Annotated in this window: 12 protein-coding genes; 3 read left to right on the top strand and 9 right to left on the bottom strand. The window is 67.1% G+C overall.

Going from position 1 to position 13,580, the window contains the following annotated elements; genetic code table 11:
* Window positions 1–48: 48 nt before the first annotated feature.
* The 3 genes from MRY84_RS18835 to MRY84_RS18825 form a co-directional block, all read right to left on the bottom strand.
* A complete protein-coding gene (locus tag MRY84_RS18835) occupies window positions 49–1,515 on the bottom strand; it encodes a potassium transporter TrkG (RefSeq protein ID WP_291507227.1) in 1,467 nt (488 codons plus the stop codon).
* A 172-nt stretch (window positions 1,516–1,687) separates the two neighbouring features.
* Window positions 1,688–3,142: a Trk system potassium transporter TrkA gene (trkA, locus tag MRY84_RS18830; protein ID WP_291507226.1), complete on the bottom strand. Its 1,455-nt coding sequence runs from the start codon at window positions 3,140–3,142 to the stop codon at window positions 1,688–1,690.
* Window positions 3,143–3,221: 79 nt separating this feature from the next.
* Window positions 3,222–4,502 (bottom strand): glutamate-5-semialdehyde dehydrogenase, encoded by a 1,281-nt coding sequence (locus MRY84_RS18825; protein WP_291507225.1) that lies wholly within the window; start codon window positions 4,500–4,502, stop codon window positions 3,222–3,224.
* A gap of 100 nt (window positions 4,503–4,602) precedes the next feature.
* Here MRY84_RS18825 and MRY84_RS18820 point away from each other — a divergent pair, with 100 nt between their 5' ends.
* Both MRY84_RS18820 and MRY84_RS18815 read left to right on the top strand, forming a co-directional pair.
* The gene (locus MRY84_RS18820; protein ID WP_291507224.1) at window positions 4,603–4,878 is read left to right on the top strand and encodes a hypothetical protein; all 276 of its coding nucleotides are present in this window, start codon (window positions 4,603–4,605) and stop codon (window positions 4,876–4,878) included.
* Between the two features lie 56 nt (window positions 4,879–4,934).
* Window positions 4,935–5,234, top strand: coding sequence for a hypothetical protein (locus MRY84_RS18815; RefSeq protein WP_291507223.1), 300 nt, complete (start codon window positions 4,935–4,937; stop codon window positions 5,232–5,234).
* A 98-nt stretch (window positions 5,235–5,332) separates the two neighbouring features.
* On the opposite strand, the gene holA is transcribed toward MRY84_RS18815, so the two are convergent.
* The gene (gene holA / locus MRY84_RS18810; RefSeq protein ID WP_291507222.1) at window positions 5,333–6,388 is read right to left on the bottom strand and encodes a DNA polymerase III subunit delta; all 1,056 of its coding nucleotides are present in this window, start codon (window positions 6,386–6,388) and stop codon (window positions 5,333–5,335) included.
* 215 nt (window positions 6,389–6,603) lie between these two features.
* On the opposite strand from holA, the gene rocF reads away from it, so the two are divergent.
* On the top strand, window positions 6,604–7,554 hold the full coding sequence (rocF, locus tag MRY84_RS18805; RefSeq protein ID WP_291507221.1) for an arginase: 951 nt from the start codon (window positions 6,604–6,606) through the stop codon (window positions 7,552–7,554).
* A gap of 261 nt (window positions 7,555–7,815) precedes the next feature.
* On the opposite strand, the gene lptE is transcribed toward rocF, so the two are convergent.
* The 5 genes from lptE to dapB all read right to left on the bottom strand — a co-directional run bounded on the left by lptE (window position 7,816) and on the right by dapB (window position 13,421).
* Window positions 7,816–8,313, bottom strand: a complete 498-nt coding sequence (lptE, locus tag MRY84_RS18800; RefSeq protein ID WP_291507220.1) for an LPS assembly lipoprotein LptE — start codon at window positions 8,311–8,313, stop codon at window positions 7,816–7,818.
* 115 nt (window positions 8,314–8,428) lie between these two features.
* Window positions 8,429–11,122 carry a leucine--tRNA ligase gene (gene leuS / locus MRY84_RS18795; RefSeq protein ID WP_291507219.1) on the bottom strand — a complete coding sequence of 898 codons (2,694 nt, stop codon included), beginning with the start codon at window positions 11,120–11,122 and terminating at the stop codon, window positions 8,429–8,431.
* Between the two features lie 159 nt (window positions 11,123–11,281).
* Window positions 11,282–11,731 carry a biopolymer transporter ExbD gene (locus MRY84_RS18790; RefSeq protein ID WP_291507218.1) on the bottom strand — a complete coding sequence of 150 codons (450 nt, stop codon included), beginning with the start codon at window positions 11,729–11,731 and terminating at the stop codon, window positions 11,282–11,284.
* Window positions 11,728–12,432, bottom strand: a complete 705-nt coding sequence (locus MRY84_RS18785; protein WP_291507217.1) for a MotA/TolQ/ExbB proton channel family protein — start codon at window positions 12,430–12,432, stop codon at window positions 11,728–11,730. The genes MRY84_RS18790 and MRY84_RS18785 overlap by 4 nt, the downstream gene beginning before the upstream one ends.
* 134 nt (window positions 12,433–12,566) lie before the next feature.
* Window positions 12,567–13,421, bottom strand: coding sequence for a 4-hydroxy-tetrahydrodipicolinate reductase (gene dapB / locus MRY84_RS18780; RefSeq protein ID WP_291507216.1), 855 nt, complete (start codon window positions 13,419–13,421; stop codon window positions 12,567–12,569).
* Window positions 13,422–13,580: the final 159 nt, after the last annotated feature.

The following is a 13,580-nucleotide window of genomic DNA, read 5'->3' as shown; positions in this document are numbered from 1 at the left end:
GGAAATTCGCAAGCCCGCCCGGCGTATTTTTGGGCGCCGCGTCCTGGCTCAGCGCCGCCAGAACGCTGGTGTGAGCAGGGCCATGAAGCTCAGGATTTCCAGCCGCCCCAGCAGCATGGCCAGCGTACACACCCAGATCTGGAAATCGGTCAGCACCGCGTAGTTGGAGGCCGGGCCCACGCTGCCCAGGCCCGGCCCCATGCAGTTGACGCTGGCGATCACGGCCGAGAACGCGGTGACCGGGTCCAGGTCGGTCAGCAGCAGCACCATGCTCAGGCCGATGATGGTGGCGCCGTAGACCAGCATGAAGGCCAGCACCGAGAAAATCACCCGGTTGTCCACCACGGCGTCGCCCAGCAGTACGGGCTGCACGGCACGCGGGTGCACCAGCCGGTTCATCTCGCGCCGCGCCTGCTTGAGCAGGATGAGCATGCGGACCATCTTGATGCCGCACCCGGTGGAGCCTGCACTGGTGGCCACGCCTGACAGCAGCAGCATGAACACGGGCGCGAACACGGGCCAGCTCAGGAAATCCACGGTGGCATAGCCTGTGGTCGTGGCGATGGACACCACGTTGAACATGCCGTAGCGCAACGCGTCCAGCGGCGCATAGACACCTTTGAACCACAGCAGCACCGATACCAGCAGCCCGCCACCCACCAGCGTGAACAAGGTGGCGCGCAGTTCGGGGTCGCGCCAGAAACCCTGCCAATTGCCCTTGCGCAGGGCCACGAAATACAGCGCGAAGTTGCAGCTGGCCACCAGCATGAACCCCACGGCGATCGCCTCCAGCAGCGCGGACTGATAGAAGCCAAAGCTAGCGTCGTGCGGCGACAGCCCACCCAGGCTCACGGTGGAGAACATGTACATGAGCGCGTTCACCGGGTCCATGCCCCCGGCCCAGTAGGCCAGAGCACAGGCGGTGGAAAACAGCGCGTACACCCCCCAGAGCCCTTTCGCGGTTTCGGTCATGCGGGGCGTGAGCTTGGCGTCCTTCACCGGGCCCGCTGCCTCGGCCTTGAACAGCTGGCTTCCGCCCACGCCCAGCAGCGGCAGCACGGCCACCGCCAGGATCAGGATGCCCATGCCTCCCAGCCATTGCAAAAAGGTGCGCCACACGTTCATCGACACGGGAAGCGCGTCCAGACCCGTCAGCACGGTGGAGCCGGTGGTGGTCAGGCCCGAAACGGCCTCGAAGTACGCGTGGGTGAACGACATGGGCCGCCCGATTTCATGGGTGGCGAGCATGAGCGGCAGGGCCGCAAACAGCGGCAGCAGCACCCAGACCAACGTCACCAGCATCACGCCATGGCGCGGCTGCAGTTCGCGACGGAACAGGCGCAGCTTCCACCACAGGCCCGCGCCAAAGGCCACGGCGGCGGCGATGGCCACGGGGTAGGTGTGCCAGACGCCATCCTCCATGAACCACGACACCGCCAGCGGCAAGCCCATGGACGCGCCGAAGATCATGATCAGGATGCCCAGCACCCGCAGGACGGGGAACATGTCTGTCATGGCGACTGCCTGTTCTCCAGCACGCTGCGTCCCCCTGCCCGCTGCGCGCAGCGCTGCGAGAGCGGGGGCTGAGGGCCGCGGCTCCGAGCCTGCCTGCGCAGGCTTGGACGGCCCCGAAGGGCTGATGCCTCTGGCAACTGCACGGAGGCGCGAAGCGACTCGGGGGGGTGCATCAGAAAAAAGTTGCGCTCACGCGGAAGAGCTTTTCCACGTCGCGCACCAGCCGCTTGTTGGGCAGGAAGAACACCACGTGGTCGTTGCTCTCGATGACGGTGGAACTGCGCGGGATGATCACCTGCGGTTCGCGCAGGTCTTCGGCAGACACCTCGGGCGAATCGGGCAGGCCGCGCACGATGAGCCCCATGTGCACCTCGGGCGGCAGCTGCAGTTCGCTGATCTTGCGGCCCACGACGCGCGAGCTCTTGCGGTCGCCGCGGGCCACGATCTCCAGGGCCTCGGCCACACCCCGGCGCAGGCTGTGCACGGCCTGCACGTCGCCCTGGCGCACATAGGCCAGCAGCTCACCCAGCATGGCCTGCGCGGGCGACAGCGCAATGTCGATCTGCGTGCCATGCATCAGGTCGGCGTAGCTGCGGCGGTTGATGAGCGCCAGCACCCGCTTGGCACCCATGCGCTTGGCCAGCAGCGATGACATGATGTTGTCCTCGTCGTCATCGGTGAGCGCGAGGAACAGGTCGATCTCTTCCACACTCTCGCCGCCCAGCAGGTCTTCATCCGTGGTGTCGCCCTGCAGCACCAGCACGTCGGACGGCAGGGTGGAAGCCAGCTCGATGCAGCGGTCCGGGTCGGCCTCGATCATCTTGAGGTGGAACTTGCCCGGCGCCTTGGCCAACTGGCGCGCCAGCCGCTGGCCCACCCGCCCCCCGCCCGCGATCATGATGCGCCGCACGGGCTGCACGGGTCGCCCATCGCGCCGATGCAAAGCCGTGAGCACGTCGGCAATGTGGCCGCTGGCTGCCAGGACAAACACTTCGTCTCCGGGTTCGATGCGCGTGTTGCCGTCGCAGGCCACAAAACGGTCGGGCTCGTCCTGAAAACGCCGGTAGATGGCCACGAGGCGCATCGCCACGTCGGGCGAGCTTTCGCGCAGCTCGCAGATGGTGTGGCTCACCATGGGCGCCCCAGCCCGCGCGCGCACTGCCACCAGGCAGGCCCGCCCGCCCGCAAACTCCCGCACCTGCATGGCCTCGGGGTATTCGATGAGCTTGCCGATATAGCGGGTCAGGGACTCTTCGGGACAGATGATGCGGTCCACGCCGAAACCCTCGGGACCGCTCAGCCGCTCGTCCAGCGTGAAGCCGGTGGAACGCACCCGCGCGATGCGCTTGGGAATGTTGAACGCCAGCTGCGCCACCTTGCAGCACACCAGGTTGGTCTCATCCTGCGCAGCGCAGGCCACAAGCAGGTCGGTGTCGTTGGCGCCCGCCTCGGCCAGCACGGCGGGCTCGATGCCGTTGCCCACCACGCCGCGCAGGTCGTAGCGCGACTCCAGGTCGCGCAGGCGCTCGGCATCGGTGTCGATGACGGTGATGTCGTTGCGCTCGGACACCAGGCTTTCTGCCACGCTTTGGCCCACGCGGCCCGCGCCGAGGATGATGATTTTCATGGGCTACCGAGGTTTGGTGTCCTGCAGAGCCGCATCGCTTTCCAGACAAGCGCAAGCAGCTATTAAAAAGTGAGCAAATTCAGCTGCGCACTTCACCCTCGCCCAGCACCACGTACTTGAGCGAGGTGAGCCCTTCGATGCCCACCGGGCCCCGCGCGTGGAACTTGTCGGTGCTGATGCCGATTTCCGCCCCCAGGCCGTACTCGAAGCCGTCGGCAAAGCGCGTGCTCGCGTTCACCATCACGCTGGCCGAATCCACCTCGCGCAGGAACTGCTGGGCATGCATGTGATCGCGGGTGAGGATCGCATCGGTGTGGTGGCTGCCGTAGCGGTTGATGTGGGCAATGGCTTCCTCCACACCGGCCACGACCTTCACGCTGATGATGGGCGCCAGGTACTCCTCGCTCCAGTCCTGCTCGGTGGCGGGCACCAGCTTGGCGCCGGGCACCGTTTTCAGGAGGGCCAGCGACTCGGTGCAGCCGCGCATCTCCACGCCCTTGGCGGCATACACCGCGCCGATCTGCGGCAGAAACTCGGCCGCTACCCCGCGCGCCACCAGCAGGCCCTCGCTCGCGTTGCAGGGGCTGTACTTTTGCGTCTTGGCGTTGTCGGCCACCTTCACCGCCATGGCGATGTCGCAGGGATCGTCGACATAGGTATGGCAGTTGCCGTCCAGGTGCTTGATCACGGGCACCTTGGCATCGCGGCTGATGCGCTCGATCAGGCCCTTGCCGCCGCGCGGGATGATCACGTCCACAAACTGCGGCATGGCGATGAGCTGGCCCACGGCCTCGCGGTCGGTGGTCTGCACCAGCTGCACCGCGTCCTGCGGCAGGCCGGCCTCGGCCAGCGCCTGCTGTACCAGCTTCGCCAGGGCCTTGTTGGAGTCGATGGCCTCGGAGCCGCCGCGCAGGATGCAGGCGTTGCCGCTCTTGATCGACAGCGACGCGGCCTCGATGGTCACATTGGGGCGGCTCTCGTAGATCATGCCGAACACGCCAATCGGCACACGCATCTGCCCCACGCGGATGCCGCTGGGCTGCTGCTTCATGCCCAGGATCTCGCCAATGATGTCGGGCATGGCGGCCAGCTGCTCGCAGCCTTCGGCGCAGGTTTCCAGCACCTTGGGGCTGAGCTTGAGGCGGTCCACCAGGGGCTCGGCCAGGCCGGCGGCACGCGCGCGCTCCAGGTCGCGGGCGTTGTCGATCTGCAGCGCCTCCACGTTCTCGCGCAGCAGGCGGGCCAGCGCCTTGAGCGCTTTGTTTTTGATAGCTGCGGGCGCTTTGGCCATCAGCGCGGAGGCCGTTTTGGCCTGCAGGCCAAGGGTTTGCGTGTATTCAGCGACGTTCAGGGCGTTCATCCGGCGATTTTGCCGCACCCGTGCTGGGTGTGGGTGTTCTCAGGCAAGAGCCCTCGCGCAGCACCACAATGCGGTGTCGCGCTCCCTCCCGCACCTGACCATGCCCTCCCCTGCGCCACCTTCGCCGCCGCCCCCGTCCGCTGCGCCCCGCCGGGCCGCCATCGCCTGGGTGCTCATCCCCTTGTTGCTGGCGGCCGCACTGGCATCCTGGGCTGCGTGGCCGATCTGCGTGGTGCTGCCTGACGCAGCGGTGACGGAGGCCCATCCGCCGCTGGCGCAGCGCGAAGACCAGGTCTGGCACGTGCGCACCTTTCAGCAGCGGGAAGGCCAGTGGTACCACTGCAAGCCCCGCATCGCCCGCGCTTTCTTTTTCTGATACGGCAGGGCGCGCTGATAAGCTGCCGCTCCCCCCTCAACCACCCGGCCCACGCCATGTCTTCTGAAATGTCCCTCAGCGCCCTCACGCAATTGAACACCCTGCAGCAGGCGCTGCAGCAGACGGCCACCAACCCGGGCCATGCCACCCGCCTGAGCGCCACCGCGCGAGAACAAGCACAGCTGCTGGCCGCCCTCCCCCCGCGCTACACAGAGGTACTGCTGGGCCTGCTGGACCGGCTGGAATCCAGCGCGCTGTTCTCTGAGGAGAGCTGCTCCTTCAGCCAGAAAGACCTGCTGGACAGCCTGCAGATGTGGGTAGACAAGGCGCGTGGGCTTCTGCTGCAGCAGGCGTGAGTCGCGGGGGCATGCGCGCACCATGCTACTTTTTTGATAGCTTTTTTGCGCTGGATGGACAAGCGCCAGCGGCCAAAAAAACTAGGTTTCGGGGTGCCTCACCGCGCCGCCTGCGTCAGCCGGCACACCTGCAACGCCAGCCGCTGCAGCGCCTGCCACCCGTCCGTGGGCCAGTCGGGCTGCTTGAGCCCCTTGACGATGCCATCCACGACGTGCGCCGACTGCAGCAGGCGCGCCAGCGCGGCATCGCTGGCCTTGGGCAGGATGCGCTCGAAGAGCTTTTCCTTGGGGCCCCAGACTCGGTTCTCGCGCAGGGCCATGGGCAGGGGCCGGCCCGCGTTCATGGCGTCTTTCACGCGCTTGAGGGCCCGGATGTCCTCGGCCAGGGCCCAGTGCACCAGCACCTCGGCCTCGCCTTCGGCCTGCAGGCCGTCGAGCATGCGCTGCACGCGGGCGGTGTGGCCCGAGAGCACGGATTCGGACAGCTTGAACACGTCGTAGCGCGCCACATTGAGCACAGCGGCTTCGACCTGGGCCTGGGTGAGTTCGCCCGCGGGGTGCAGCAGGGCCAATTTCTGAATCTCCTGGTGCGCGGCCAGCAGGTTGCCTTCCACCCGGTCGGCAAAGAACTGCAAGGTGCGCTGGCCTTCCTCGCCTGTCACCACGCGCTGGCCCTGCACGGCCAGGCGCTGGGCAATCCACTGCGGCAGCTGGGCGCGTTCGATGGGGTCGATCTGGATGGAAACGCCGCTGCCTTCCAGCGCGGCAAACCAGGCGCCGGTGCGCGTGGCCTTGTCCAGCCGGGACAGCGTCACGAGCGTCAGCGTGCTGTCGTTGCCCCGGGCGGATTCCGCCACCTGCTGCAGCGCCACGCTGCCGTCCTTGCCGGGCTTGCCCGAGGGGATGCGGATTTCCACGATCTGCTTGTCGGCAAACAGGCTTAAAGACCCGCCCGCCGCGAGCACGGCGCTCCAGTCAAAGTGGGCGCCCGCCACGGTGTAGCTGCTGCGCTCGGTATAGCCCTGGGCGCGGGCCGCGGCGCGGATGGCATCGGCCGCCTCCTGCTGCAGCAGGGGTTCGTCGCCATGCAGCACGTACAGCGGTGACAGGCCCTTTTGAAGGTGCGAGGAGAGTTGGGCCAGGGCGACTTGCATGCGGCAAAGTTTATCGCCTTGCCCTGCAGCGCCCGCCCTGCGCAGGCCGGGCCTTGTGCATATCGGCAGCGCAGCCTCGCACAATGCACAGTCAGCTGCCGGTTTTGGGCGGCTGTCCGACTTTCCGTTGGCGCCCTCTGCCATCACAATCCCGCCACCGGCGCAACAGCACCCTGGCGCCCCGGCCGCTCTGCACCCTTACCAAGGCACCGCCCATGACCCCTGCACTGACCCATCCCCTGCCCACCATCGCGCTCATCGGCGCGCCCACCGATGTGGGCGCGGGGGCGCGCGGCGCCTCCATGGGGCCCGAGGCCCTGCGCGTGGCGGGACTGCAGCCAGCCCTGGAAAGCCATGGCCTGACGGTGTGGGACCGGGGCAACCTGAACGGGCCCGCCAACCCCTGGCAGCCCCCCGACCAGGGCTACCGCCACTTGGCCGAGGTGGTGGAATGGAACCAGCATGTCTTCGATGCGGTGCATGCCGAGCTGCAGCAGGGCCACCTGCCCATCCTGATGGGCGGCGACCACTGCCTGGGACTGGGCAGCATCAGCGCGGTGGCCCGCCACTGCGCCACCGTGGGCAAGAAGCTGCGCGTGCTGTGGCTCGACGCCCATGCGGACTTCAACACCAGCGCGCTCACGCCCAGCGGCAACGTGCACGGCATGCCCGTCGCCTGCCTGTGCGGCTTTGGCCCCCCCGAACTCACGCAATTGGCGGGCATGCCCGGCGGAGGCCCAGCCTTGCACCCCTCGCAAATCCGCCAGATCGGCATCCGCAGTGTGGACCCGGGCGAAAAGCGCTTTGTGCACGAACAGGGCCTCGAAGTATTCGACATGCGCTACATCGACGAGGTGGGCATGCGCCACACCATGCTGCAGGCATTGGCGGGCGTGGACGAAGGCACGCACCTGCACGTGAGCTTTGACGTGGACTTCCTGGACCCGGACATCGCGCCCGGCGTTGGCACCCTCGTGCCTGGCGGACCGACCTACCGCGAGGCCCAGCTGTGCATGGAAATGATTGCCGACAGCGGCCGGTTGGCGTCGCTCGACATCGTGGAGGTCAACCCCGCGCTGGATGTGCGCAACCGCACGGCGCTGCTGGCGGTGGATCTGGTGGAATCGCTGTTTGGCAAAAGCACGCTCATGAGGCGATCCCCCTGAGGCGTTGCGCGCCTCGGTGCTGGTCGCCAGAGGCGACAGCTCTTCGGGCCGTCCAAGCCTGCGCAGGCAGGCTTGGAGCCTCGGCCCTCAGCCCCTTCTCTCGGATCGCGTTGCGATTCGGGAAGGGGGACGATGCCCTCGCTGCGGGGCGGCCCTTGCTTGGCATCCCTCGCACTGGGGCGCGCCAGTGTTTACGGGCGGCGCCGAAATGCAGCCCCATCCAGGTAGTTCCCCAGCGGGACGCTAACGCTTAGAAACTCGTCAAAGCCTGACGACCGCCAGGCGGCGCAGCAGCTGTTGCACGATGTCCGTGCGCATGTTGCGGTAGAGCAGTGCCTCTTCCGCTTCCTTGGCCAGGGCGATGGTTTCGTTGTAGCTGATGTCGCGCTGCTGCAGGAGTTCGGTTTCGGGGATCAGCTCCGTGCCGGCCGGGGTGCGCAGGCGAAATTTCACGCGCAGGCGCAGTTGCAGCTCGCGCACCTGGCCGGAGGCGTTGAGGCCCACCACCACGCGCTCCTGCTGCTCCATCAGCAGGTCCATGATGGCCTGGGCCGTCGTCATGCCGGTGGCCTCGCGCACCACGCGCAGCTTGCCCCCGGAGCCTTCCAGCGTGCGCGCGAGTTCACGCGCCAGCGGCGATGCGGGGGGCGCGGCAATGTAGAGCGTCTCGAACCCAAATTCGGGAACACCCCGCAGGCGGAAGCCGCAACCCGCCAGCATTGCGGCGGGGGCGAAGGTCAGCAGCGTGCGTCTTTGCATAGTTCAGTTTTCCGCGGCGCGGCGCGCCATCCAGGGCCGTTGAAGACAGCGGCGCACCCAGGCAAGGGCACGCCTTGCGGAAGGCCCGCGATGCCATGGGGTGCGCACCAGCGCATCAGACCACCACGTTCACGAGGCGCCCAGGCACCACGACCACGCGCTTGGGCGCGGCGCCGCCACTGTGCGCGGTGAAGGCTTCGCTGGCCAGCGCAATGCGCTCGATTTCCGCCTTGTCGGCCTGCGCGGGCACGTGAATGGAGCCGCGCAGCTTGCCGTTGACCTGCAGCATGAGCTCGATCTCGTCCTGCACCAGCGCGCCGGCATCGACCTGCGGCCAGGGGGCGTCCAGCAGGTCGCCCAGGTGGCTGGCATAGCCCAGGCCACTCCACAGGCTGTGCGCGATGTGCGGCGTCGCCGGATACAGCACGCGCAGCAGGATGCCAAAGCCTTCAATCAGCGCCACCTGGCCACCGGCCGTGTCCGTGGCCTTGAAGTCTTCCAGCGCGTTGATGATCTTCATCGCGCCCGAGACCACGGTGTTGTACTGCATGCGCTGGTAGTCGTAGTCCACCTGCTTGAGCACGGTGTGGATCTCCAGGCGCAGGGCCTTGGCCTCTTTGCCGAATTCCACATCTTTCAGGCTGGTGGCGCTGGCCACGCTGGCGGTAGCAGCTCCCATGTCCATGGCAGACAGCTTCACGCCGAAGTTCCATACGCGGCGCAGGAAGCGGTAGCTGCCCTCCACGGCGGCGTCGTTCCACTCGAGCGTGGCTTCGGGCGGTGCAGTGAACATGGTGTACAGGCGGGCGGTGTCGGCGCCGTACTTTTCGATCAGGTCCTGCGGGTCCACGCCGTTGTTCTTGGACTTGGACATGGTGCCCACGCCCTCATAGTCGATGGGCGTGCCCACGGGCAGCAGGCCGTCGCCACTGGTGGCCTCGTTCTTGAGCTTGGCGCCGATGATCTTGCCGCCTTCGTCCAGCACATGCTCCACGTCGTGCGGCCAGAAGTAGTCCTTGCCGCCCTTGGCGGTGCGGCGGCTGTAGATGTGGTTGAGCACCATGCCCTGCGTGAGCAGCTTGGTGAAGGGCTCGTCCACTTTCACCAGCCCCAGGTCGCGCATGACCTTGGTCCAGAAGCGGGCGTACAGCAGGTGCAGGATCGCGTGCTCGATGCCGCCGATGTACTGGTCCATTGGCATCCAGTAGTCCGCTCCGCCCGCCACCATGGCCTCGGCATTCTTGGGGTCGCAATACCGCATGAAGTACCACGAGCTGTCCACGAAGGTGTCCATGGTGTCCGTCTCGCGGCGCGCGGGCTTGCCGCACACGGGGCAGGTCACGCCGGCGTGGAAGCCCTCGTGCTTGTGCAGCGGGTTGCCGGAGCCGTCGGGGATGCAGTCCTGCGGCAGCACCACGGGCAGGTCTTTTTCAGGCACCGGCACGGCGCCGTGCTCGTCGCAGTGGATGATCGGGATGGGCGTGCCCCAGTAGCGCTGGCGGCTCACGCCCCAATCGCGCAGGCGCCAGGTGGTCTTCTTCTCGCCCAGGCCCCGCTGCTCCAACGCATGGGCCACGGCGTTCACGGCGTCTTTGTAGGAGAGGCCGCTGAAGCTGTCGGAGTTGATAGTGACGCCGCGCTGCTTGTCGCCATACCAGTCCTGCCACTGGTGGTAGTTGAACGTCTCGCCGTCCACCAGCACCACCTGCTTGATCTCGATGCCGTACTTGAGGGCAAACGCAAAATCGCGCTCGTCGTGCGCGGGCACCCCCATCACGGCGCCGTCGCCATAGCCCATGAGCACGTAGTTGCCCACCCACACCTGCACCTTTTCCTCGGTGAGCGGGTGCGTGACAAACAGGCCCGTGGGCACACCCTTCTTTTCTTGCGTGGCGAGCTCGGCCTCGGTGGTGCCGCCGGTCTTGCACTCCTCGATGAAGGCCGCAAGCGCAGGGTTGGTCTTGGCGGCGTGGGCGGCCAGCGGGTGCTCGGGCGCCACGGCGCAGAAGGTCACTCCCATGATGGTGTCGGCGCGCGTGGTGAACACGTACATCCTGCCGTCGCCAATCAGCGCGCCGTCATCGCCCTGGATGTCATGCGTGAACGCAAAGCGCACGCCTTCGCTCTTGCCGATCCAGTTCTCCTGCATCAGCTTCACGCGTTCGGGCCAGCCGGGCAGCTTGTCGCCCGTCACAAAACCCAGCAGCTCTTCGGCATAGTCGGTGATCTTGAGGTAGTAGCCGGGGATCTCACGCTTCTCCACCACGGCGCCGGTGCGCCAGCCCTTGCCGTCGATGACCTGCTCGTTGGCCAGCACGGTCTGGTCCACCGGGTCCCAGTTCACGACCTGGGTCTTGCGGTAGGCAATGCCCTTTTCCAGCATCTTCAAAAACAGCCACTGGTTCCACTTGTAGTACTCGGGGTCGCAGGTGGCGACTTCGCGGCTCCAGTCGATGGCCAGGCCCATGGCCTGCATCTGCTTCTTCATGTACGCGATGTTTTCGTACGTCCACTTGGCAGGCGGCACGCCGTTCTTGAGCGCGGCGTTTTCGGCGGGCAGGCCGAAGGCATCCCAGCCCATGGGCATCAACACGTTGTAGCCGTTCATGCGCAGGTAGCGCGTGAGCATGTCGTTGATGGTGTAGTTGCGCACGTGGCCCATGTGCAGCTTGCCGCTGGGGTAGGGCAGCATGGAGCAGGCGTAGAACTTCTTCTTGCTCGTGTCTTCCGTCACGCGGTAGGCGTCGCGGGCGGTCCAGTGGCCGTGCGCGGCGCGCTCGACGTCTTGGGGAGAGTATTTGTCTTGCATGGGGGCTCGGAGATGGGAGATGGGGGCAGCCGCGGGGCTGCACTGCGCGGGATTTTAGGCTGTCGGATCGGGTGCGGCCCCTGGGCATCGCCGCCGCCGGGCAGGCTGCCGCCGGAACGCGCGGTGATGAAGAAAAAAACGGGTCGGCGGCAGGGAGGGTCAGGGTGCCTTGGAGCGCGCCGCTGGCGCCCCAGCGGTCGCAGGCTCCGAGACGAACCCGATGCGCTGCAAGCCCGCCTGGTGCGCAGCACCCATGATTTCCACCACCCGGCCATAAGGCACAGCGGCATCAGCGCGCAGCTGGATTTCGGTGCCGGGCCGGTCCGCGCCGATACGGCGGAGGCGCTCGGCCAGGGCAGGCTGCGACAGCGGCTGGTCGTCCAGAAAGGCCTGGCCTGATGCATCGACCACGAGCGTGACAAACTGCGGCGCGGTCCCGGGCACGGTTCCCTCGCTGCGCGGGAGATCCAGCCGGATTGAGCTGGCCATCAGCGGCGCCGTCAGGATGAAGATCACCACCAGTACCAGCATGACGTCGACCAGCGGTGTCATGTTGATATCGGCCATGGGCTGGGACCCCTGGGTGCGCTCGAGCCGGCCGAAGCTCATGGCGGCGCGGTCCGCTGGGACGGGGTAGCGCCATGCGTTGGCGCGGTGTCGATGACGAGCTCGCGCAGGTCCCGGGCAAAGCCTTCCAGGTCGGCCTCGATGCGGCCGATGCGGCGGCCGAAAACGTTGTAGGCCAGCACGGCCGGAATCGCCACAGCCAGCCCCGCGGCCGTCATGACCAGGGCCTCGCCCACCGGGCCGGACACGCGGTCAATGGTGATCTGCCCCGCGCCCGCCATGGCCGTGAGCGCATGGTAGATGCCCCACACGGTGCCCAGCAGCCCGACAAACGGCGCGGTGGACCCCACCGTGGCCAGCAGGACCTGCCCGAACTGCAGCCGCCCCAGCACCTCGTGCAGGGCATCGCGCAGCACACGGGTCAGCCGCTGCGACAGGCTGCCGGCGGCGGCCAGCGTGGCAGGCTGGCCGGAGTCTTCTTCTTTTGCTATGGAGTTTGCAGCAGCAACCAAAGGCAGGACAAGCGCTGCACGGTCAAAAGACTGCAAGCGTTGCGCAGCGAGGTCCCACGACGGTGCCTGCCAGAACGCCGCTGTGCAGCGCGCCACGTCGGCACTCGCCCGCTGCATGAGCCGCAACTTCCAGACAATGATGACCCAGCTCGCGACCGACATGGCCAGGAGCACCAGGGCCGTGCCCTGGGTCACCATATCGCCCTGGCGCCACCAGTGAAGAGCGTCCATCCAGCCCTCCTGCTACTGGGCGCTTCGCCCGCAACTGGCGCGATCCGGACCAGTGCCACCGTGGAACCGGCTTTGCCAGGCCACGGGTGGCGTCCCCCTGGAGGGGGAAGCTGCCAAGCAGCTCAGGGGGGGCTTCATTTCAGGTTCAGCACATCGAACATGTCGAACATGCCCGTCTTGTGCCCTGCCAGAAAGCGCACCGCGCGCAGGCTGCCCTGCGCGTAGCCGGCCCGGTTGGACGACTTGTGCGAAATCTCGATGCGCTCGCCCACGCCGGCAAACAGCACCGTGTGGTCGCCCACGATGTCGCCACCACGGATGGTGGCAAAGCCGATGCTCGACGGGTCCCGCTCACCGGTCACACCCTCGCGGGCATAGACGGCGCACTCCTTCAGGTCGCGCCCCAGGGCCTCGGCAATCACCTCGCCCATCTTGAGCGCGGTGCCCGAAGGCGCGTCGACCTTGTGGCGGTGGTGGGCTTCGATGATCTCGATGTCATAGCCCGTCGCCATGGCCTTGGCTGCCATTTGCAGCAGCTTGAGCGTCACGTTGACGCCCACGCTCATGTTGGGCGCCATGACAATTGCCGTGCGCTGCGCGAAGGCCGCGATCTCGGCCTTCTGCGCATCGGTAAAGCCCGTGGTGCCGATGACCGCCTTCACGCCCAGTTCAGCGCACACCGCGAGATGGGCCAGCGTGCCTTCAGGGCGGGTGAAATCAATCAGCACGTCGGCATTTTTCAGGCCGGCGGCGATGTCGGCCGTGATGGCCACGCCACTGGCGTGGCCGAGGAATGCGGTGGCGTCGGAGCCGATGGCGGGGCTGGAAGGCACATCCAGCGCACCGGCCAGCACGCAATCATCCGCGCTGCGCAGGGTTTCGATCAGCATGCGGCCCATGCGACCCGAGGCGCCAGCCACGGCCACACGCAACGGCTTGGTGGGGGCGCCAGCGCTGGATGGGCTGGCGGGCGAAGATGCTCCGGTCATGAGAGTCCTGTACGTTGTAGGGGGTCGAAGCACGGCCCAACGGGCTGCTGCCGGCCGCTACCGGGCACCCGTGGGCCGCAATGTCTGGCCGTGCGCTAGCGCGCGGGGGCTTCCAGCGGCGGGTAGCTGATGGAGGCAGGTTCCAGCGGCACCGCTGTG

The organism is Acidovorax sp. (assembly GCF_022763525.1).
Taxonomy (GTDB): domain Bacteria; phylum Pseudomonadota; class Gammaproteobacteria; order Burkholderiales; family Burkholderiaceae_C; genus Acidovorax.
The sequence above is the reverse complement of the archived record's forward strand: the minus strand, read 5'-3'. Positions and strand labels throughout refer to the sequence as shown.

What these genes read in the sequence shown, in the direction of transcription:
- dapB (WP_291507216.1), bottom strand. Translation starts at nt 13,421, where the DNA reads ATGACCGGAGCATCTTCGCCCGCCAGCCCATCCAGCGCTGGCGCCCCC.
- MRY84_RS18825 (WP_291507225.1), bottom strand. Translation starts at nt 4,502, where the DNA reads ATGAACGCCCTGAACGTCGCTGAATACACGCAAACCCTTGGCCTGCAG.
- lptE (WP_291507220.1), bottom strand. Translation starts at nt 8,313, where the DNA reads ATGCAAAGACGCACGCTGCTGACCTTCGCCCCCGCCGCAATGCTGGCG.
- MRY84_RS18815 (WP_291507223.1), top strand. Translation starts at nt 4,935, where the DNA reads ATGTCTTCTGAAATGTCCCTCAGCGCCCTCACGCAATTGAACACCCTG.
- rocF (WP_291507221.1), top strand. Translation starts at nt 6,604, where the DNA reads ATGACCCCTGCACTGACCCATCCCCTGCCCACCATCGCGCTCATCGGC.
- MRY84_RS18790 (WP_291507218.1), bottom strand. Translation starts at nt 11,731, where the DNA reads ATGAGCTTCGGCCGGCTCGAGCGCACCCAGGGGTCCCAGCCCATGGCC.
- trkA (WP_291507226.1), bottom strand. Translation starts at nt 3,142, where the DNA reads ATGAAAATCATCATCCTCGGCGCGGGCCGCGTGGGCCAAAGCGTGGCA.
- holA (WP_291507222.1), bottom strand. Translation starts at nt 6,388, where the DNA reads ATGCAAGTCGCCCTGGCCCAACTCTCCTCGCACCTTCAAAAGGGCCTG.
- MRY84_RS18785 (WP_291507217.1), bottom strand. Translation starts at nt 12,432, where the DNA reads ATGGACGCTCTTCACTGGTGGCGCCAGGGCGATATGGTGACCCAGGGC.
- MRY84_RS18820 (WP_291507224.1), top strand. Translation starts at nt 4,603, where the DNA reads ATGCCCTCCCCTGCGCCACCTTCGCCGCCGCCCCCGTCCGCTGCGCCC.
- MRY84_RS18835 (WP_291507227.1), bottom strand. Translation starts at nt 1,515, where the DNA reads ATGACAGACATGTTCCCCGTCCTGCGGGTGCTGGGCATCCTGATCATG.
- leuS (WP_291507219.1), bottom strand. Translation starts at nt 11,122, where the DNA reads ATGCAAGACAAATACTCTCCCCAAGACGTCGAGCGCGCCGCGCACGGC.